Origin of the sequence: Catellatospora paridis (assembly GCF_009720365.1) — a bacterium.
GTDB lineage: Bacteria > Actinomycetota > Actinomycetes > Mycobacteriales > Micromonosporaceae > Catellatospora > Catellatospora paridis.
Genome location: NZ_ML769313.1, coordinates 206,937 through 223,548 on the forward strand (window position 1 = coordinate 206,937; position 16,612 = coordinate 223,548).

Consider the following 16,612-nt stretch of genomic DNA (forward strand, 5'->3'; position numbering starts at 1 on the left):
CACGTGGTGCCAGGGCGAGAGTGGCACGTGGCACGAGCGCTTCGGGTCCTGTGCCGGCTGAGCGGCGAATCACCGGCCGGCCCGCGAGCCACGAACACGCGCCCGGGCAGGGTCAGCGCCCGGGGCGGGCCGTCGACTTCCGTGCCACCAGTTCCGGATGGAACACGAGGTTCCGGTGCGCGTGCGTGTCGGGGGACCTGGTCTCCTCCAGGAGCAGTTCGGCAGCGGCACGGCCCAGGTGCTCGCGAGGCTGGCGAACCGAGGACAGGGGCACCGCCGCGGCCGCGGCGAAGTCGATGTCGTCATAGCCGAGGATGGCGACCTCGTCGGGCACGTTGATGCCGCGTTGCGTCATCTCCTGCAGCAGCCCCAACGCCAGCAGGTCGTTGGCGCAGAACACCGCCGTCGGCCGGTCGGGCGCGGGCAGGTCCGCGATCGCGTGCCCTGCCTGCCGCCCGGCCGCGACGGTCAGCTCGGGGGTCAGGAAGGTGCGCACCCGGACGCCGGACAGCACCGACTCGAAGCCGCGTTGCCGGTCGGCGACCTGGGGAATGGTCAGCGGGCCCCCGACGAACGCGACGTGATCGTGGCCGAGCTCCCGGAAGTGCTGCCCGGCGATCCGGCCGCCGAGGACGTCGTCCACCGCGACGGAGCACCGGTCCGACTGCCAGATGCCGCGGTCGACCAGCACCACCGGCACCCCGCGCTTGATGAGGTTGACCAGCTGAGAGTCCCGCCCGCCGTCGACCGGGGTGATGAGCACGCCCTGTACGCGCTGCTCCTCGAGCAGTTCGAGGTGCCTGCGCTCGCGGGCGGCGCTCTGGCCGCTGTTGCAGACGACCGCCACCGCGCCGGCGGCGTCGATGGCCTCCTCGGCGCCGCGGATCACGTCGGTGAAGAAGGGGTTCGAGACATCCAGCACGACGATCGCGATCGTGCGGCTCCGGCCGGCGCGCAGCTGACGTGCGGAATCGTTGCGGACGTAGCCGAGCTCGCGGATGGCCTCCAGCACGCGCTGCCGAGTGGTGTCGGCCACGAGGTGCGGCCGGTTCAGGACGTTGCTGACGGTTCCCAGCGAGACGCCGGCCCGATGTGCGACCTCCTTGATGCTCGTCGTCTCCATGTTCTCCATCCATGCTCACCGGCGCCTTGCCCACACGCTACGCGACGGTTGAAACGCGTCAACGCTGCCCGCACCTGCCGGAAAGCCATCGCGCCGATGTCGCTACCGGCACGTTCGACCGTTGCGGGGGCGGCGACGAGAGCACCAGGCGGATGGTGGGGAACCGCAGCAGCGGGACAAAAGACGACATCCGGTCGAGGCGTCGGGCCGATACGCTGATGCCCGGCGTGCCGGGGCCGACCCGCGCCGTTGGAGGTCAGCGTGTCGGTTACTCAGGTCGTCACGGTCGAGAATGGATTCGGCTACGGTCTGATCGGCGCGGATCTGCACGTGTTCCAAGACCGCGGTCCGGTGTACGTCCTCACCAGCCACCGGCCGGCGCCCCCGCCGGATCCCGCCGGGCTGTCCGAGCAGCCCAGTCGGCTGCTCAACGCCCGGCACCGCGTCGTGCCGTTCAGCGGGCGAGACGACGAGCTGGCCCGGCTCAGGCGGTGGCGCGACGGCCGCGGGATGTCCGCGATGTGGCTGCATGGGCCAGGTGGAGCGGGAAAGACCCGGCTGGCCGCGGAGTTCGCGGACATGAGCGCCGCCGCCGGGTGGAAGGTGGTGGATGCCCGGCACGGGCCGGGCGCGGTGATCCCGCCACCGGGGAGCCAGGACCTGACCCTGGACAACGCCGCCGGACTGCTGATGGTCGTGGACTACGCCGACCGGTGGCCGTTGACACACCTGGCCTGGCTGATGAGCAACGCGATCCTGCACCGGGGCGTGCCGACGCGGCTGCTCCTGCTGGCCCGCTCCGCGTACACCTGGCAGGCGGTGCGCTCGCTGGTGGAGGAACTCGACGGCGACGTCCACGACCTGCCGCTCGGGCCGCTGCCGACCGACCGGGAGCGCATGTTTCGGGCGGCCCGCGACGCCTTCGCCGGCCGGTACGGCGTCGCGCCGGAGACCATCGCCGTGCCGGCACGGCTCAACGACCCCGAGTTCGGCCTGACTCTCACCGTGCACATGGCGGCGCTGGTCGCCGTGGACGAAAAGCTCCGCGGTTCAGCCAAGGATGTCGCAGCCGGCGACCCAGCCGCGCTTTCGGTGTACCTGCTCGATCGCGAATTCCGGCACTGGAGCCGACTGCATGAATCCAGGGTGGATGGTGCGGAGTTCGGCACCGCGCCGTCGGAGATGACCCGGCTGGTGTTCACCGCGGCGCTCACCGGGGCCACGCCGTACGACAGCGCCGTCCGGATCCTGCGGCCGCTCGAACTGCCCGGCCATCCGGACCGGCTGCTGGCAGACCACGCACGCTGCTATCCACCGGCCGAACCCGCCACCGTACTGGAACCGCTGTACCCGGATCGGCTGGCCGAGGACTTCCTGGCGCTGACGCTGCCGGGCCACCCGGCGCACGGGCACCAGTCGAGACCGTGGGCGCCGTCCACCGTGGCGACCTTGGTGCACAACGGCGCGACGACGTACGCCGGTCGAGCGCTGACGTTCCTGGCCGCGGCGGCCGCGCCCGGGCGGTGGCCGCACGTGGCCGGACACCTCGCCACGCTGCTGCGCGGCGCGCCGGAGCTGGCGCTGGCCGGCGGCAGCGCCACCCTCACCGCGTTGGCCGACATCGAAGACCTCGACCCGGCCGTGCTGGCCGCGCTCGACCCGCTGCTGCCCGAACGTGCCCAGGCCGACCTGGATCTGGGCCTTGCGGCGATCGCACGACGCCGCACCGACCAGGCGATCGCGTCGGGCATGACCGGTGAGCCGCTGGCCGCCCTGTTCGTGACGCTCGCCCGACGCTACGTCAACGCCGGCCTGTTCGAGCCGGCGCTGGATGCGGCGCTCCGGGTCGCGGAGCTGGTCGACGAGCACAGCGCCATGGCGGCCGCCGGCGCATACGAGCAGAGCCGGGCGCTCAGCGGGCTCGGCCGGCGGGTCGAAGCGGCGGCCGTCGTCGCCCGTGCCGTGGACGTCTACCGCGACCTGGTCGAGGGGGACGGCCACGTCCACCTACCGCGGTTGGCCGACGCGCTGCACCTGCACGCCCGGGAGTCCACCCGACCGGACCCGACCCGGATGGCACAGGCACTCGCCCAGACCGAGGAAGCCGTGGCCATCTACCGCGGGCTCACCGAGACGGACCAGCACAGGTACCTCCCCGACCTGGCCGGCGCGCTCAACAGTCTCACCATTCGTCTGCTGGAGATCGGCAGGCCCGCCGAAGGCCTGGCCGCCGCGCTGGAAGCCGTCACGATGCGGCGCGATCTCGCCGAGCGCGATCCCGACACGTTCCTGCCCGACCTGGCCACGTCGCTCAACAACCTCGGAAACGCCCATGCGTCGACGGGCAGCCACTACGACGCCCTGACGGTCAGCCGGGATGCGGTGGCCATCCGCCGCCGGCTCGTCGAGACCAACCCGTACGCGTACGAGCAGGCGCTGGCTTTGGCCCTGAACAACCTCGCCATGCGGCTCACCGCCCTGGGCCACGCGGACGAGGCGATCCCGGTGTTCCGGGAGGCCGAGGCCCGGCTACGCGAACTGATGGAGGCGAATCCCGCGGCCAACCGCCAGTTCCTCGGCCTGGTCCTGATCAACCTGGCCGGCGCGTTGCCGCCCACTCAGCCCGAGCAGGTGCTCACGCTCGCGTCCGAGGCCGTCGAGGTCTTTCGGTGGCTCGCTGCTGACCGGCCCGACACGTACCTCGCGGGGTTGAGCAGGGCGCTCAACAACCACAGTGCCGCCCTGTCGGCCGTGGGCCAGAACCGCAAGGCGCTGACCGTCATCGAGGAGGCGGTGGCGCTCCGGCGGCAGCTGGCCGAGACCGACCCGTCCTGGTTGCCCGACCTGGCGGCGTCCGTGGAAAACCTCGCCACGACGCTGCAGAACCTCGGCCGCGGCCGACAGGCGACCGCTCCGCAGCGAGAAGCGGCCTCGATCCGGGCCGCGCTGGCCGCCGAGGAAGACCCGACCGCCAAGGCGAGGGCGACCGTCGCCGTGCTGCGGCAAGGCGGCAACCCGGCAGATCTCGCCGCGGCCCTGGCCAACCTCGGCAGCATCCAGGCGCGGAGCGCGCCTGCGGACGCCGAGGAGCCGCTCGACGAGGCGTCCGGCATCTACCGGTCGCTGGCCGATACCGAACCGGACCTGTATCAGCCGCGGCTCGCGGTCGTGCTGCACAACGAGACGGTGAACTACCTGGGGTTGGCGCAGGCCGCGACGGCCGCGTACGTCGCCGAGGAGCTTGTCGCGGTCCTGCGGCGGCTGACCGACCGCGCGCCGGATTTCTACCGGCCCGCGCTCGCCCGAGCCCTCGGCCTGCAGGCCACGGCGCAGGGTCAGAGCGGCGACCTGGCCGCGGGCGAGCAGACCGCGCAGGAGGCCGTCGCCCAGTACAAACAGCTCGTCCAGCAGGCACCGTATGTCTTCAAGACGGAGCTGAAAGCGGCCCGGTCGCTGGAGGACCAGCTGCACCTTGCCCCCCTCGTGCAGGCCAAGCTGCGCAGGCGACTCGGCCGTTATGGCCTGCGACCGTCCATCATGGACCGGCTGGGGCTGACGTCCGGCCCGGTCACGTTCATCGTCATGATCCTGGTCGGCTTCTTGGCGATCGTGGGTGTCGGTGTGGTGTTCGTGGTGACCCTGCCCTGGACCGTCGTGTCCCTGATCCGGCGCCGCATCCGCGGCAGAACGACCGGTTAGCCGGTCAGCCGGGAGCGCAGGTCGGCGACCAGCGCCTGCGCCCGCCGCAGGTCGTCGATGTGGGCTTCCGGTGACTCCAGTGCCAGGTTGCGGTAGACCTCCACCGACTCGGCTCCGGCCCTGAGCGCGGCCTCGCGCCGGTCTGCCAGCCACAACGTGATACACAGATTGGTCAGCGAGGTGGCGAGGCCGGACGCGAATCTGGCAGGGTTCGCCTCGGCCAGTCGCCGATGGATGTCGACCGCCTCCTCGGCGGTTGCCAGCGCTTCGTCCCGCCGGTGGAAGGCCATCAGGTCGGCGCTGAGGTTGGTCAGTGCGGCCGCGAGTTCCGGTTCGAAGACCGCCGGGCTGTCGACGGCCAGCCGCCTTCGGATAATGACCGCCTCTTGGGTGGCGGCCAGGGCCTCGCTCTGTCTGCCGGCGAGGGCGAGCACGAGACCGAGGTTCGCCAACGAGGCGGACAGACCAGGAGCTGCAGCCGGATGGGTTTCGGCCTGCCGGCGGCAGAGGGTGACGGCCTCGGTCGCCAGAGCGAGTGCCTGGTCGAGCCGCCCAAGCCCCGAGAGCATCCCGCTGAGGTTGGTCAGCGAGGCAGCGAGATCCGAGGCGCCTGCGCTCTGGACGTCGGCGGCCAGCTGCCGGCGGATCTCGATGGCTTCCGCTGTCACGTCCAGTGCTTCCTGCCGCTGCCCTAGTCCCCACCGGAGCGCGCCTTGGTTGGTCAGGGCGTTCGCGAGGTCGGCTGCGAAGGCGCCCGGGTCGTCCGCGGCAAGGCTCCGGCGAACCTCGACAGCCTCCTCGGAGGCGGCCAGGCCTTCCCAGGCGCGTCCCGCCGCCAGCAGTCGTTTGCCCAGATGATCCAACGACGTGGCCAGGCCCGGTCGGTGGGCGGCCGGATTGCCTTCCGCCAGCCGCCGGCGGATCTCGACCGCCTCCTGCGTGACGACCAGCGCCGCTTCCTGTTGCCCGACGTCGGACAGCTGTTTTCCGAGGTTGGAAAGGGCAAGGGCCAGGTTGGCCTCAAGGCCGGCGTTGCCCTGGACGAGGCGCCGGAGGATCTCGGCCGCCTCGTTGGTGATCTCCCATGCCTCGTCCCGCTCACCCCACGCGGAACGGGCGTTGCCGAGGTTCGTCAAAGACGTAGCCAGGTCGACCTCGAACACGGCCTGGTTTGCCACGACGAGCCCTCGACAGATCCTGACCGCTTCCTCAGCGGCGGCCACGGCGTCCTCGTGCCGCTCGACCTTCGTCAGGATGACGCTGTGGTTCGACAGGACACGGGCCAGATCGGGCCCGAAGGCGGCCGGGTTTGCCGCAGCCAGGTCCCGGTGGGCGAGCACCGCCTCCTCGGCCAGCGCCAACGCCTCGTCGAGCCGTCCGACCTCGAGCAGCCGGAGGCGGAGATTGTCCAACGACCCGGCGACGTGGGCTTCGTCGTCGGCGAAACCAGGCCGGCGGCGCATCCGGACGGCTTCCTCGGCCGCCTCAAGAGCCTCTTGCCGCAACCCCGCCCCAGCCAGCGAGATGCTGAGGTTGTGCAGCGCCGTGGCGAGTTCCGGCCCGAACGTGGCCGGGCTCTGCGCGGCCAGCCGCCGCTGGACCGCGACCGCCTCGGTAGCCGCGTCGAGCGCCTCCTCCCACCGCCCGAGTGTGGACAGTGCACCGCCAAGTGTGCTCAGCGAGCCCGCGAGATCGGGTTCAAAGCCGGTCCCGTCGCCGGCCACGAGCCGGCGAGCGATGGCGACAGCCTCCTCGGCCATGCCCAGCGCCTCCTGGTCCCGGCCCGCGTTGGACAGCAGGTTGCTCAGCTCCCACCGGATGCGCAGCCGGTCCACGATGTCCAGGTCGCCGGCGAGCCGCTCGGCCGCGAGCCGGGAGGCCACCGCCGCGATGCCCACGTCCAGGTCGACGTCTCGCCTTTCCGGCAGTTCGGACTCAATGGCCTCCAGCAGGCCCAGGGGAATGGTCGGCAGCTGGGCGAGGCTCGTCAACGCGGCGCCGCCGGCGGACACCGCGTGCCGAGGATTGTCGCGCAGCAGCGGGTAGAGGTGCCCGTCGCCGACATGTGGCCAGCGGCGGGCGGCGGCGGCCATGAACGTGATCGCTCGGGCTAGGAATCCGGAAGGTACGTCATCGGCGGTGGAGGCGAGGACGTCGGTGGTCGCCGTGGCGGCCCACGGGTCGGCCGGGCGACTGTCCAGGTCGTGGCCGTGCAGCATCAGCGCGAGGAAGTCCTCCGCGAGCCGGTCCGGGTAGAGGGGCTCGAGCACGGCGCCCTGGCGTGGGTTCATCGGCGGATAGCAGATGGCGTGGTCGCTCAGGACCCGTTCCGGATGCCCCCCCAGGTCGAGGCGGCCCAGGATCGACTTGCCCTCGCGGTGCGGGACCGAGCCGGTCAACACCGCGAGGTGGACCGCACGCGCCATCACGCTGGGCGGGGTCCGGAAGTCCGACCCGTGAGCGCTGTTCGCGTACAACTTCGCCCAGTGCTCACGTTCCCGGTCCAGCAGATATGCCGTCAACCCCGCCATGTCCGACGGATAGGGGCGGCTGTGCGCCGTGGCGTCGACGCTGACCAGAGCCGCTAGGTGGATGGCGAGGGTGAGGCCGTACTCCGGGTCCTCCAGCAGACCCGCCGGCGGGATCGGCGCCGCCTGGCTGCTCCCGTACCGGGCCGCGAAGGCGTCCCTCGCCGCGGTGTACATCCGTTCGCGCTCGTGCGGGAGCGTTCTCAGTGCCTGGTCGCTGGTGTCGGCCTGCTGCCGGTGCAGGTCGGCCCGCACCAAAGGCCACGGGTCGATGCTACGGGCAACGAGCAGCAGCCGGGTCGGCACAGGCTGATGTAGCAGGACGTTGCTGAAAAGCCAGGCCAGGTCGGAACGGGGCCATCGGTCCGCATAGTCGACCACCACCAGTAGGCCCACCGCGTCGCCCAGCCGCAGGTCCTCGCTGCCCGGTGGCGACCAGATCGTGCCGGCCCCGTGAACAGCGGTGACGACCTTCCAGCCGGCCGCGGCAGACTGCCTCGCGAACTCGTTGGCGAGACGGGTCTTGCCCTGCCCGCCGGGGCCATGGAGCCACCGGGCCGTCAACCTGGTCCCGGTCTCCCGCCAAGCCAGAAGCTGCGCCATCTCGGCGCCGCGGCCGGTGAAGTCGACCACGGCATAGCGGGCGTCCAGCAGCCGACTCGGCTGCGCGAGAAGCCACGCGGTATCCGGCGTCGGGGCGGGGCGGTGGCCCAGGAGCAGGTAGACCGGACCGCGGTCGGCGAACACGTGCAGGTCCGCGCCGACCACGCCATAGCCGAAGCCACTCTCGACATGCACCTGCTGCCGCACGCTGGCACCGCTCATTCCGAACTGCCCGGATCCTCCCGGCCGGCGGGCGGCGGAGCCTCGTGATAGAAGATGTTGCCTCCCTGCACGGCGAACAGCCGCGAGTTGTCGCGGGCGATGTTCGTCTGCACCCACTGCTGATGCTGGACCGGCAAGGCCGCCTGTATGCGGTTGGTGAGATCCAGAAGCGCTGCTTCCAGCTCGGGATCCTCCTCCAACAGCTGGGTCAGCTGCAGCTGCCACACCGGTGCCAGCGCCTGACGGGCCTGCTCGGGGTCATGCGCCCCCTCCACCAGGGCGACGTTGGCGTCCAACTGAGCCTCGATCGCGGCCCGGCGTCCGGGGCCCACCCGCTTGAGCAGCCTGCTCACCCCGTCTCGGGCGACATTCCACGCATCCGTGGCCATCGCGCCGACCAAGGCCGTGCCACCGCTGACCGCCAATGCGGCGAGCGCCTCCGACAGCATCCATGCCCCCCTCTGTCCGCTGGTCCAGTGTGGACCACGACTTCCCCCGATGCTGTCGGTTCGGCTACACCGCCGACGGCTGCCTCGACAACGATCCCGAGGTGCACCGGGTCCTCACCGAGAAAGTGTTCCCAGTCCAGGCGGACGTGACGACCGTGGCCGACTGGACGGCGGCAGCCTCGGCACCCGACCGCGGCTAGCGCGACGTGGTGCCCCGGCCCGAGCGCGCGGGCTGATCGTCGAGGTCCTCGGTGGACCGGGGGCTCCAGGAGGCGAGGAAGCCGAGCGCCTGCTCGGTGGGACCGGACGGCTCGAACGTGTAGGTGATGATCGTCAAGTCGGGGTCGCCGGGCAGCTGCAGGGCTTCGCCGGTGAGTTCGAGGTCCCCGGCGATGGCGTGGTGCATCGTCTTGGTGGCGGTGTGGTGCAGTTTCACGTTGTGCGTGGCCCACCAGGTGCGGAACGGTTCGCTGCGGGTGCTCAGCTCGCCGATCAGGTCGGTCAGGGCGCGGTCGTACGGGTTGCGCCCGGCGTAGGTGCGCAGGGCGGCGACGCAGTCGGCGGCCACGGTCGGCCAGGCGGGGTAGAAGTCCTGCGCGCGGGGGTCGAGAAACAGATACCGGGCCAGGTTGAAGCTGTCGCCCGTGCCGAGGGCGTCGGCGAACAGTGCCCGTCCGAGCCGGTTGGTGGCCAGGATGTCCATGCGACCGTTGCGGGCATAAGCGGGGGCGTTGATGGTGTCGAGGATGCGCTGTACACCTAGCCGTACCGTTGTCCGGTTCGCCACCCGCCGGGGTGTCCGGCCCGCGCTGGGGGTGTTGGCGGTTTCGGCCAGGTCGAGCAGGTGCGTGCGTTCGGCCTCGTCCAGTCGCAGGGCGCGGGCCAGGGCGTCGAGTACCGAGTGGGAGACGCCGGTGAGGTTGCCGCGCTCCAGGCGGGTGTAGTAGTCGGTGCTCATCCCGGCGAGCATGGCGACCTCTTCGCGGCGCAGGCCCTTGACGCGCCGCCGGCCGCCGTAGAAGGGCACTCCGGCCTGCTCGGGGGTCAGTCGCTCGCGGCGGGTGGTGAGGAAGTCGCGTACCTCGCTGCGGTTGTCCATGGCTTCGACCGTACGGCGCGGCCCGGTTGCGGAGGGAGGGTCTGGCATTACCGGGCAGGAGCGTCACTGCCTACCGCACCGGAAATGGGGTTGGGTGGAGTCAGGGCAAGTGGAGAGGATTCGTCATGGCAGCGCAGAACCGCATGATCACGCTCAACAACGGGGTCGAGATGCCGATCCTCGGATTCGGCGTCTTCCAGGTCCCCGACGAGCAGACCGAACAGGTCGTCACCGATGCCCTCGCGGCCGGATACCGGTCCATCGACACCGCCGCCTCGTACGGCAACGAGCAGGCCGTCGGCCGGGCGATCGCGGCCAGCGGCATCGCTCGCGAGGAGCTGTTCGTCACCACGAAGCTGTGGATCCAGCACACCGGCGAGGACACCGCCCGGCGCGAGTTCGACAAGTCGCTGGGCAAGCTGGGCCTGGACTACCTCGACCTGTACCTCATCCACCAGCCGCTGGGCGACTACTACAGCTCGTGGCGGGCGATGCAGAAGCTGTACGGCGAGGGTCTGACCAAGGCGATCGGGGTGTCGAACTTCTTCGGCGACCGGCTGGTGGACCTCATCCAGCACAACGACGTCACCCCGGCCGTCAACCAGGTCGAGACGCACCCGTTCTACCAGCGTCAGGCCGACCAGCAGCTGATGCGCGAGCACGGGGTGCAGATCGAGTCGTGGGGTCCGTTCGCCGAGGGCAAGAACGACCTGTTCACGAACCCGACCCTGACCGCGATCGCCACCGGGCACGGCAAATCCGTGGCCCAGGTCGTCCTACGCTGGCTGATCCAACGCGACGTCGTGGTCATCCCGAAATCGGTCCGGCCGGACCGCATGGCCCAGAACCTCGACATCTTCGACTTCGAGCTCAGCGACGACGAGATGGCCCGCATCGCCGGCCTGGACACCGGCAAGTCGATGTTCTTCGACCACCGTGACCCGGCGATGGTCGAGTGGCTCGGCGGCCGGCGCGTCGACTGACGCATCCGGCCCGTATCGACACAAGGAGACCTCATGCACACGGCACACCTTGGCAAGCTGGAAGTATCCCGGATCGGCCTGGGCGCGATGGGCATGTCCCACGGCTACACCGGCGCCGGAACCGACGACGCCGAATCGATCCGCACCATCCACCGCGCCCTCGATCTGGGCGTGACTCTGATCGACACCGCAGAGATCTACGGCCCGTACACCAATGAGGAACTCGTCGGGCGCGCCCTGAAGGGTCGCCGCGACCAGGTCGTCCTGGCCACCAAGTTCGGCCTGGTCGCCCACGACGGCCGCGGCCCCTGGACCGTGGACAGCAGTCCGGCCAACATCCGCCTCGCCGTCGAAGGCTCACTGCAGCGCCTCGGCACAGACCACATCGACCTGTACTACCAGCACCGCGTCGACCCGAGCACGCCGATCGAGGACACCGTCGGGGCGCTGTCCGAACTCGTCGCCCAGGGCAAGATCCGGCACATCGGCCTGTCCGAGGCGTGGACCGACACCGTCCGCCGCGCCCACGCCGTGCACCCGATCAGCGCACTGCAGTCGGAGTACTCGCTGTGGACCCGCGACCAGGAGCAGATCCTGCCGCTGCTGCGCGAACTCGGCATCGGCCTGGTCGCCTACTCGCCGCTCGGGCGGGGGTTCCTGACCGGAACCATCCGCACCGCTGAGGACGTGCAGCGGCTGGACGACAGCGACTTCCGTAAGAACAACCCGCGCTTCACCGGCGAGAACCTGCAACGGAACCTGCGCATCGCCGATGAGGTCCAGGCCGTCGCCGCCCAGATCGGCGCCACCCCGGGCCAGGTGGCTCTGGCGTGGCTGCTGGCCAAGGGCGACGACGTCGTGCCGATTCCCGGCACCAAGCATGTCCACCGGGTGGAGGAGAACACCGCCGCCGACGCCGTCGAACTGACCGCCGAACAGGTCGCCGTCCTGGACCGGCTGACCCCGGCCGAAGGCGGCCACCACACCGACGACCAGATGCAGATGATCGAGCGCTAGCCCGGCGACCGAGCTGAAGCCGACGAAGTACCCGGAGGTCGAGGACATGCAGGACATCGCGGTGCGGCGACGGTCGCTGCTGCGCCTGGCCGGTGCGGGAGCGATCGGCGCCGCGACCGTGAACATGCTCGGTGGCTGCCGGTCCGAGGCGGCTCCGCAGCCGACAGCCCCGCCTGGCGCATCCACCGCGCCGGACGGGCAGCGCAGGGTGCTGCTGGCCTACTTCTCCCGGGCCGGCTGGAACTACCACAACGGCGGCCGCAGGTATCTGCAGACCGGCAACACCGAAGTCCTGGCGGGCATGATCGGCAGGCTGCTCGGCTGCGACGTGCACCGTATCCAGGCCGCCGACCCCTACTCCGACGACTACGGCGACACCGTCGCGCGAAACGTGCGCGAGCAGAAGGCCGACGCCCGCCCCGCCGTCGCCAATCCGCTGGCATCGATCAACCGTTACGACACCGTGCTGCTGGCCAGCGGGATCTGGAACGTCCGCGCGCCAATGATCATGTCGACGTTCGCCGAGAGCCACGACTTCGCCGGCAAGACCGTCCACCCGGTCACCACGTACGCCATGAGCGGACTCGGCACCACCGAGCGTGACTATGCCGCGTCCTGCCCGGGTGCCACCATCGCCGCCGGCCTGGCCGTACGCGGCGAAGAAGTAGCGGACGCGGACCCGGCCGTCGAAACTTGGCTGCGCCAGAACAGCCTGCTGAGGTCATGATCCACCCTTCGGGTCCGTAATGCCCGGTTCAGGTCGCGATGGCATCGGGCGCGTCGTTCGACCCCGCTGCGGCGCACTCCGAGGTCGAGTCGGTGCGAGCCTGGTGCCGGCAGTCGGACTGGCCTGCCGTGGCACGCCACCTCGACGGCTTGACCTCCTCCAACGAACTGTTCCAGCTCGCCCGGATCGTGGCCGAGGTGCCCGGCGTGGAGCAGTTCCTGGTGCCGGCGGCCGAGCGGGAACCGGCACGTACGCTGCCAAAACTGCTGCTCGGTGCACGCTGCATCGAGCAGGCGGGCTGAGAACAGGACGACGGAGGCTGACCAGGCGACCGCGGCGTCCCCATGCCTCGTCCAGACGGCAGTCCGACCGATCCCTTGTACAACATGGACCCGCGTAGCATGCTGCCCTTGCTCGCACCTTGATATCGACGGGGGACAGTGTGCTCGAAACGTTGTCCGCGCTTGCCGCCTCGGTGCCGGGCACCTCTCCCTCGGCCGAGGACGCGTGAGCTCCCCGGAGACGCCGGTCAGTCAGGTGGTCACCGCCACCGCCGGGTTCGCGTACGGGGTCATCGGCGCTGACCTGCACGTTTTCGGCGACGGCAGCCCGGTCTATGTGCTGGAGAACTGGCGTCCTGCCCCGCCGGTGGACAGCGAGGTGCTGCGCGAGCTGCCGAGCCGGATGCTCAACGCGCGTAACGCAGTGGTCGAGTTCACCGGGCGGGATGACGAGCTGGCGAGCCTGCTGGCCTGGCGCGGGCTGCATTCCCGCCTCGCGGTGCGCTGGCTGCACGGCCCCGGCGGACAGGGCAAATCGCGTCTGGCGGCCAGATTCGCCGAGGAGTGCCTGCAGGACGGCTGGAAGGTCGTCAATGCCGTGCACGGGCCGGGCGTCATCCACGAGCCTCAGCGGCAAGAGGATCTGACGCTGAACGGCGCGGCAGGGATCCTGCTCGTCGTCGACTACGCCGACCGGTGGCCGATCACCCATCTCACCTGGCTGCTGAGCAACGCGCTGCTCCACCAAGTGGGCGTACCTTCGCGAGTGCTGCTCATCGCGCGGTCACTTGACGCATGGCCCAGGATCGCGGCAACGCTCGCCAATCAGGACGCGGGCACCTCGGCGCAGGCGCTGCGGGCGATCAGCGGCGAGCACGCGGACCGCGAGACGATGTTCAAGGCGGCGCGCGACAGCTTCGCCCGCCATTACGGGCTGGCCACTTCGCAGGAGATCCGACCGCCGGATCTCAGCCATCCCGACTTCGGGCTCGTGCTCGGGATCCACATGGCCGCGTTGGTGGCCGTCGACGCCGCCACGGGCGGCCGGGCCGTGACGGTGCCCGAGGGCCTGGCCGGGCTCACGATCTACCTGCTCCACCGAGAGCAGCTGCACTGGGCGCTGATGCACGCGCCCGAGGCCCACCGGCTGCATCCGGCGGGCAGGACGTTCCTGACGCCACCGGAGACCATGAACCAGGCCGTCTTCATCGCTGCGCTGACGGGCGCGGTGGACAGGTCCTCGGCGGTGGACGTGGTCGCCCGGGCGACCGTCGGGCCCGACGCCGACCAGGTCGTCGCCGACCACGCGGCCTGCTATCCGCCGCCCGGGCCCGACCTCGGCCTGGAGCCGCTGTACCCCGACCGGCTGGCCGAAGACTTCCTCGCCCTGACCGTCCCCGGTCACGAGATCGCCTATCCCGCCCAGTCCTGGGCCCGGCCCACCGTGGACGCAGCGGTGGCGGCCATCGAGTCCGCCGCCGGCGCCAGCACGTCTCGGCCGGTGTTGTTTCTGGCCGCGGCCGCGGCGCGATGGCCCCATGTCGGCCACGCCTGCCTCTTCCCGCTCCTTGAGGCGGAGCCGTCGAGGGCCTTCGAGGCCGGCAGCGCGGCCCTCTCGGCCGTGGCGAGCCTGCCCGACGTCGACCCGAAGCTGCTGGAGACGCTCGCACGTCACCTGCCTGACGGGCAGCACCTCGACCTCGACACCGGCGCGGCCGCGCTCGTCGAGCGCCTTACCGATCATCAACTGCCGACGGCGGACGCGCCGCGCCGCGCGCAGCTGCTCGCATTCCTCGGGCAGCGCCTGGCGTACGCGGGCCGGTATGCGGACGCCCTGGGCCGCACCGGCGAGGCCGTGACGGTCCTGCGCGACGGTGGCGGTCCGGCAGACGCGCTTGCCCAGGCGCTCAACGATCTGAGCAACATCCAGTCATATCTCGGCCGACCCGCCGAGGCGGCGAGCACCCTGGACGAGGCCGTCGCGCTCCAGCGGACGCTGCTCGAACCTGATCACGCCGACCCGGCGGCGGCCGGCGACGGCCAAGCGGCCGAAACCCTCGCGGAGATGCTGAGCAACAAGGCACGACTACTGATCATGCTCGGCGATGCGCAGGGCGCGCTCTCACCCGCTGAGGAGGCGGTACGGCTCGGTTCACGGATCGCCCCGGCGAACCCGTCGTATCTGCCGGAACTGGCCGGATCCGTCGGCATGCTCGCGACCGCCCTGTCCGAGCTGGGGCAACAGGACCGGGCACTGGAGTACGAGCTGCAGGCGATCGCGATCCTGCGACCCTTCGCCGATTCGGACGCCCCGGCGTACCTGCCGGAGCTCGCCGACTCGCTGAACAACGTCGGCGTCGCGTACTCGCTGTCCGGGCGGCCCGACGACGCGATGCCGTTCACCCGGGACGCGGTGGAGTTCGGGCGGCGCCTCGCCAAGGCCAACCCCGAGAAGTACACCCCGAGCCTCGCTTTGTACCTGGACAACCTCGGGGTCCGGCACACCGAGCTCGGCGACCTCGAGCAGGCCGGCCAGGCCCACGAGGAGGCGGCCGAGACCTGGCAGCGGCTCGCCGTGAGCAACCCCGAGGCCTACCTTCCCGGGTACGCCCGGGCCCTGCACAACTTGAGCAACTCGGGGGTCATGCGGGGTCTGGTCGCGGGTAGCCCGATGCTCGTTCAGCAGGGGCTGGAGAACGCCGGACGGGCCGTTGCCCTGCAGCGCGACCTCGCCGCCGCCAGCCCGGCGGCCCACCAGCGGGACCTCGCCGAACGGTTGTCTTCCTACGGCTTCAAACTCGCGCAGGCGGGCCGGGCCGACGACGGCCTGACGCCGGCAACCGAAGCAGTGGCTGTTCTGCGTGGCCTGGACGGCGGACGTCCGTCGGTGTCGTCGGCGACCGCATTGCTCGCGCTCGCCACGATCGGCATCCAGGCCGGCACGGATGTCGATGCCGCGCGCGTCGCCCTCCGCGAAGGCCGGGACATGTCCCGGGCGCTCATACGCGCGGAGCCGGGCCTGCACGAGGCGCGGACGGCCGGGGTCCTCTGCACCTACGCGGCGGCCGCCGTCACGGCCGGACAGGTCACGGCCGTCGAGCTCGAGGCCGCCGACGAGGCGATCGAGCTGTGCACCCAAGCGGGCTCGGCGGCAACCGACGCGACCGAGCAGGAGTACGCAGTCCTGGCCATGGCGACCCAGCTGCGGGCGGAGATGGCACGGCGCCTCGGTGGCGGTGACACCGGCGCGGAGGCCGTCTTGCGCGATCTCCTCAGCCAGTTCGCCGAGCAGCAGGCGGCCGGCCGCCCCGCCCGACCGGCAAAACCACGTTCGCCGCGGGCGGAGGGAGCCGCCCGCCTTGCGATCATCACGGCGGCGGCGCTGGCAACCTGGATCGCCTGTGCGGCAAGCCTGTCCCACGCGGCACCCGTGTGGCTGGACGCCATCGCCTACGCGGCGCTCACGGGCGGATTGTTCGCGATCGCCCAGCAGCTCGGCGACAGGCCCCTGCAGCGAGCACCGCGGGCGGCGATCCTCGCGTCGATCCTGACGTTGCTGCTCGGCGGTGCCTGGTACACACACCACGGCTATGACACGTACATCGCCGATGGGAGGTGGGCTTGGGTTCTCACGGTCGCGCACCTCGTGGCCGTGCTGCTGATCGTCGTGCGCAGCGAGTACCTGGCGGCCTGGTTCGTGGCAACGATGCGGCTCCATCCCTTCCTCGACGACGGGAGCCGCAGGGCGCTCGCCCGCCGGCCCCAGGCGTGGGCACTGTGGGCGGCCGGGGCGACCGTTTCCTGCGCCGCCGTGCTCCTGCTCGGCGTATTGGCCTGAGCGCCCGTCCCCACACAAACCCGCGCCGGGGTCGCTGTCCCGG

General features: G+C 71.0%; 11 protein-coding genes. 7 read left to right on the forward strand and 4 right to left on the reverse strand.

Features of this window, described 5'->3' with window-relative positions; all coding sequences use genetic code 11:
* Nucleotides 1-112: 112 nt before the first annotated feature.
* On the reverse strand, nucleotides 113-1,123 hold the full coding sequence (locus F9C41_RS05855; protein ID WP_155385637.1) for a LacI family DNA-binding transcriptional regulator: 1,011 nt from the start codon (nucleotides 1,121-1,123) through the stop codon (nucleotides 113-115).
* A gap of 261 nt (nucleotides 1,124-1,384) precedes the next feature.
* Between F9C41_RS05855 and F9C41_RS05860 the strand changes: the two genes are divergently transcribed.
* The gene (locus tag F9C41_RS05860) at nucleotides 1,385-4,822 is read left to right on the forward strand and encodes a tetratricopeptide repeat-containing protein (protein ID WP_155385638.1); all 3,438 of its coding nucleotides are present in this window, start codon (nucleotides 1,385-1,387) and stop codon (nucleotides 4,820-4,822) included.
* On the opposite strand, the gene F9C41_RS05865 is transcribed toward F9C41_RS05860, so the two are convergent.
* Together F9C41_RS05865 and F9C41_RS05870 are read right to left on the reverse strand one after the other, a co-directional pair.
* Nucleotides 4,819-8,160, reverse strand: coding sequence for a tetratricopeptide repeat protein (locus tag F9C41_RS05865; RefSeq protein WP_155385639.1), 3,342 nt, complete (start codon nucleotides 8,158-8,160; stop codon nucleotides 4,819-4,821). The genes F9C41_RS05860 and F9C41_RS05865 overlap by 4 nt on opposite strands.
* Nucleotides 8,161-8,171: 11 nt before the next feature.
* Entirely contained in the window at nucleotides 8,172-8,624 is a 453-nt protein-coding gene (locus tag F9C41_RS05870) for a hypothetical protein (protein WP_155385640.1), read from the reverse strand.
* Nucleotides 8,625-8,626: 2 nt separating this feature from the next.
* Between F9C41_RS05870 and F9C41_RS05875 the strand changes: the two genes are divergently transcribed.
* Complete coding sequence (locus tag F9C41_RS05875; protein WP_230689343.1) at nucleotides 8,627-8,824, forward strand: hypothetical protein; 198 nt, start codon at nucleotides 8,627-8,629, stop codon at nucleotides 8,822-8,824.
* Here the strand turns inward: F9C41_RS05875 and F9C41_RS05880 are convergent.
* Nucleotides 8,821-9,723 (reverse strand): helix-turn-helix domain-containing protein, encoded by a 903-nt coding sequence (locus F9C41_RS05880; RefSeq protein ID WP_155385641.1) that lies wholly within the window; start codon nucleotides 9,721-9,723, stop codon nucleotides 8,821-8,823. The genes F9C41_RS05875 and F9C41_RS05880 overlap by 4 nt on opposite strands.
* Nucleotides 9,724-9,848: 125 nt before the next feature.
* Here F9C41_RS05880 and F9C41_RS05885 point away from each other — a divergent pair, with 125 nt between their 5' ends.
* Genes F9C41_RS05885 through F9C41_RS05905 form a run of 5 tightly spaced genes read left to right on the forward strand, consistent with a single transcriptional unit; the run spans nucleotide 9,849 to nucleotide 16,569 of the window.
* Nucleotides 9,849-10,706, forward strand: coding sequence for an aldo/keto reductase (locus F9C41_RS05885; RefSeq protein ID WP_155385642.1), 858 nt, complete (start codon nucleotides 9,849-9,851; stop codon nucleotides 10,704-10,706).
* Nucleotides 10,707-10,739: 33 nt separating this feature from the next.
* Nucleotides 10,740-11,723 carry an aldo/keto reductase gene (locus F9C41_RS05890; protein ID WP_155385643.1) on the forward strand — a complete coding sequence of 328 codons (984 nt, stop codon included), beginning with the start codon at nucleotides 10,740-10,742 and terminating at the stop codon, nucleotides 11,721-11,723.
* Nucleotides 11,724-11,769: 46 nt separating this feature from the next.
* Nucleotides 11,770-12,450 carry a flavodoxin gene (locus F9C41_RS05895; protein WP_155385644.1) on the forward strand — a complete coding sequence of 227 codons (681 nt, stop codon included), beginning with the start codon at nucleotides 11,770-11,772 and terminating at the stop codon, nucleotides 12,448-12,450.
* Between the two features lie 38 nt (nucleotides 12,451-12,488).
* Nucleotides 12,489-12,752 (forward strand): hypothetical protein, encoded by a 264-nt coding sequence (locus F9C41_RS05900; protein ID WP_155385645.1) that lies wholly within the window; start codon nucleotides 12,489-12,491, stop codon nucleotides 12,750-12,752.
* Nucleotides 12,724-16,569: a tetratricopeptide repeat protein gene (locus F9C41_RS05905; protein WP_155385646.1), complete on the forward strand. Its 3,846-nt coding sequence runs from the start codon at nucleotides 12,724-12,726 to the stop codon at nucleotides 16,567-16,569. Before F9C41_RS05900 ends, F9C41_RS05905 begins: the two co-directional genes overlap by 29 nt.
* Nucleotides 16,570-16,612: the final 43 nt, after the last annotated feature.

Excerpts from the sequence above, each read along its gene's own strand:
- F9C41_RS05870 (WP_155385640.1), bottom strand. The coding sequence starts at position 8,624 with ATGCTGTCGGAGGCGCTCGCCGCATTGGCGGTCAGCGGTGGCACGGCC.
- F9C41_RS05895 (WP_155385644.1), top strand. The coding sequence starts at position 11,770 with ATGCAGGACATCGCGGTGCGGCGACGGTCGCTGCTGCGCCTGGCCGGT.
- F9C41_RS05885 (WP_155385642.1), top strand. The coding sequence starts at position 9,849 with ATGGCAGCGCAGAACCGCATGATCACGCTCAACAACGGGGTCGAGATG.
- F9C41_RS05880 (WP_155385641.1), bottom strand. The coding sequence starts at position 9,723 with ATGGACAACCGCAGCGAGGTACGCGACTTCCTCACCACCCGCCGCGAG.
- F9C41_RS05900 (WP_155385645.1), top strand. The coding sequence starts at position 12,489 with ATGGCATCGGGCGCGTCGTTCGACCCCGCTGCGGCGCACTCCGAGGTC.
- F9C41_RS05890 (WP_155385643.1), top strand. The coding sequence starts at position 10,740 with ATGCACACGGCACACCTTGGCAAGCTGGAAGTATCCCGGATCGGCCTG.
- F9C41_RS05855 (WP_155385637.1), bottom strand. The coding sequence starts at position 1,123 with ATGGAGACGACGAGCATCAAGGAGGTCGCACATCGGGCCGGCGTCTCG.
- F9C41_RS05875 (WP_230689343.1), top strand. The coding sequence starts at position 8,627 with ATGCCCCCCTCTGTCCGCTGGTCCAGTGTGGACCACGACTTCCCCCGA.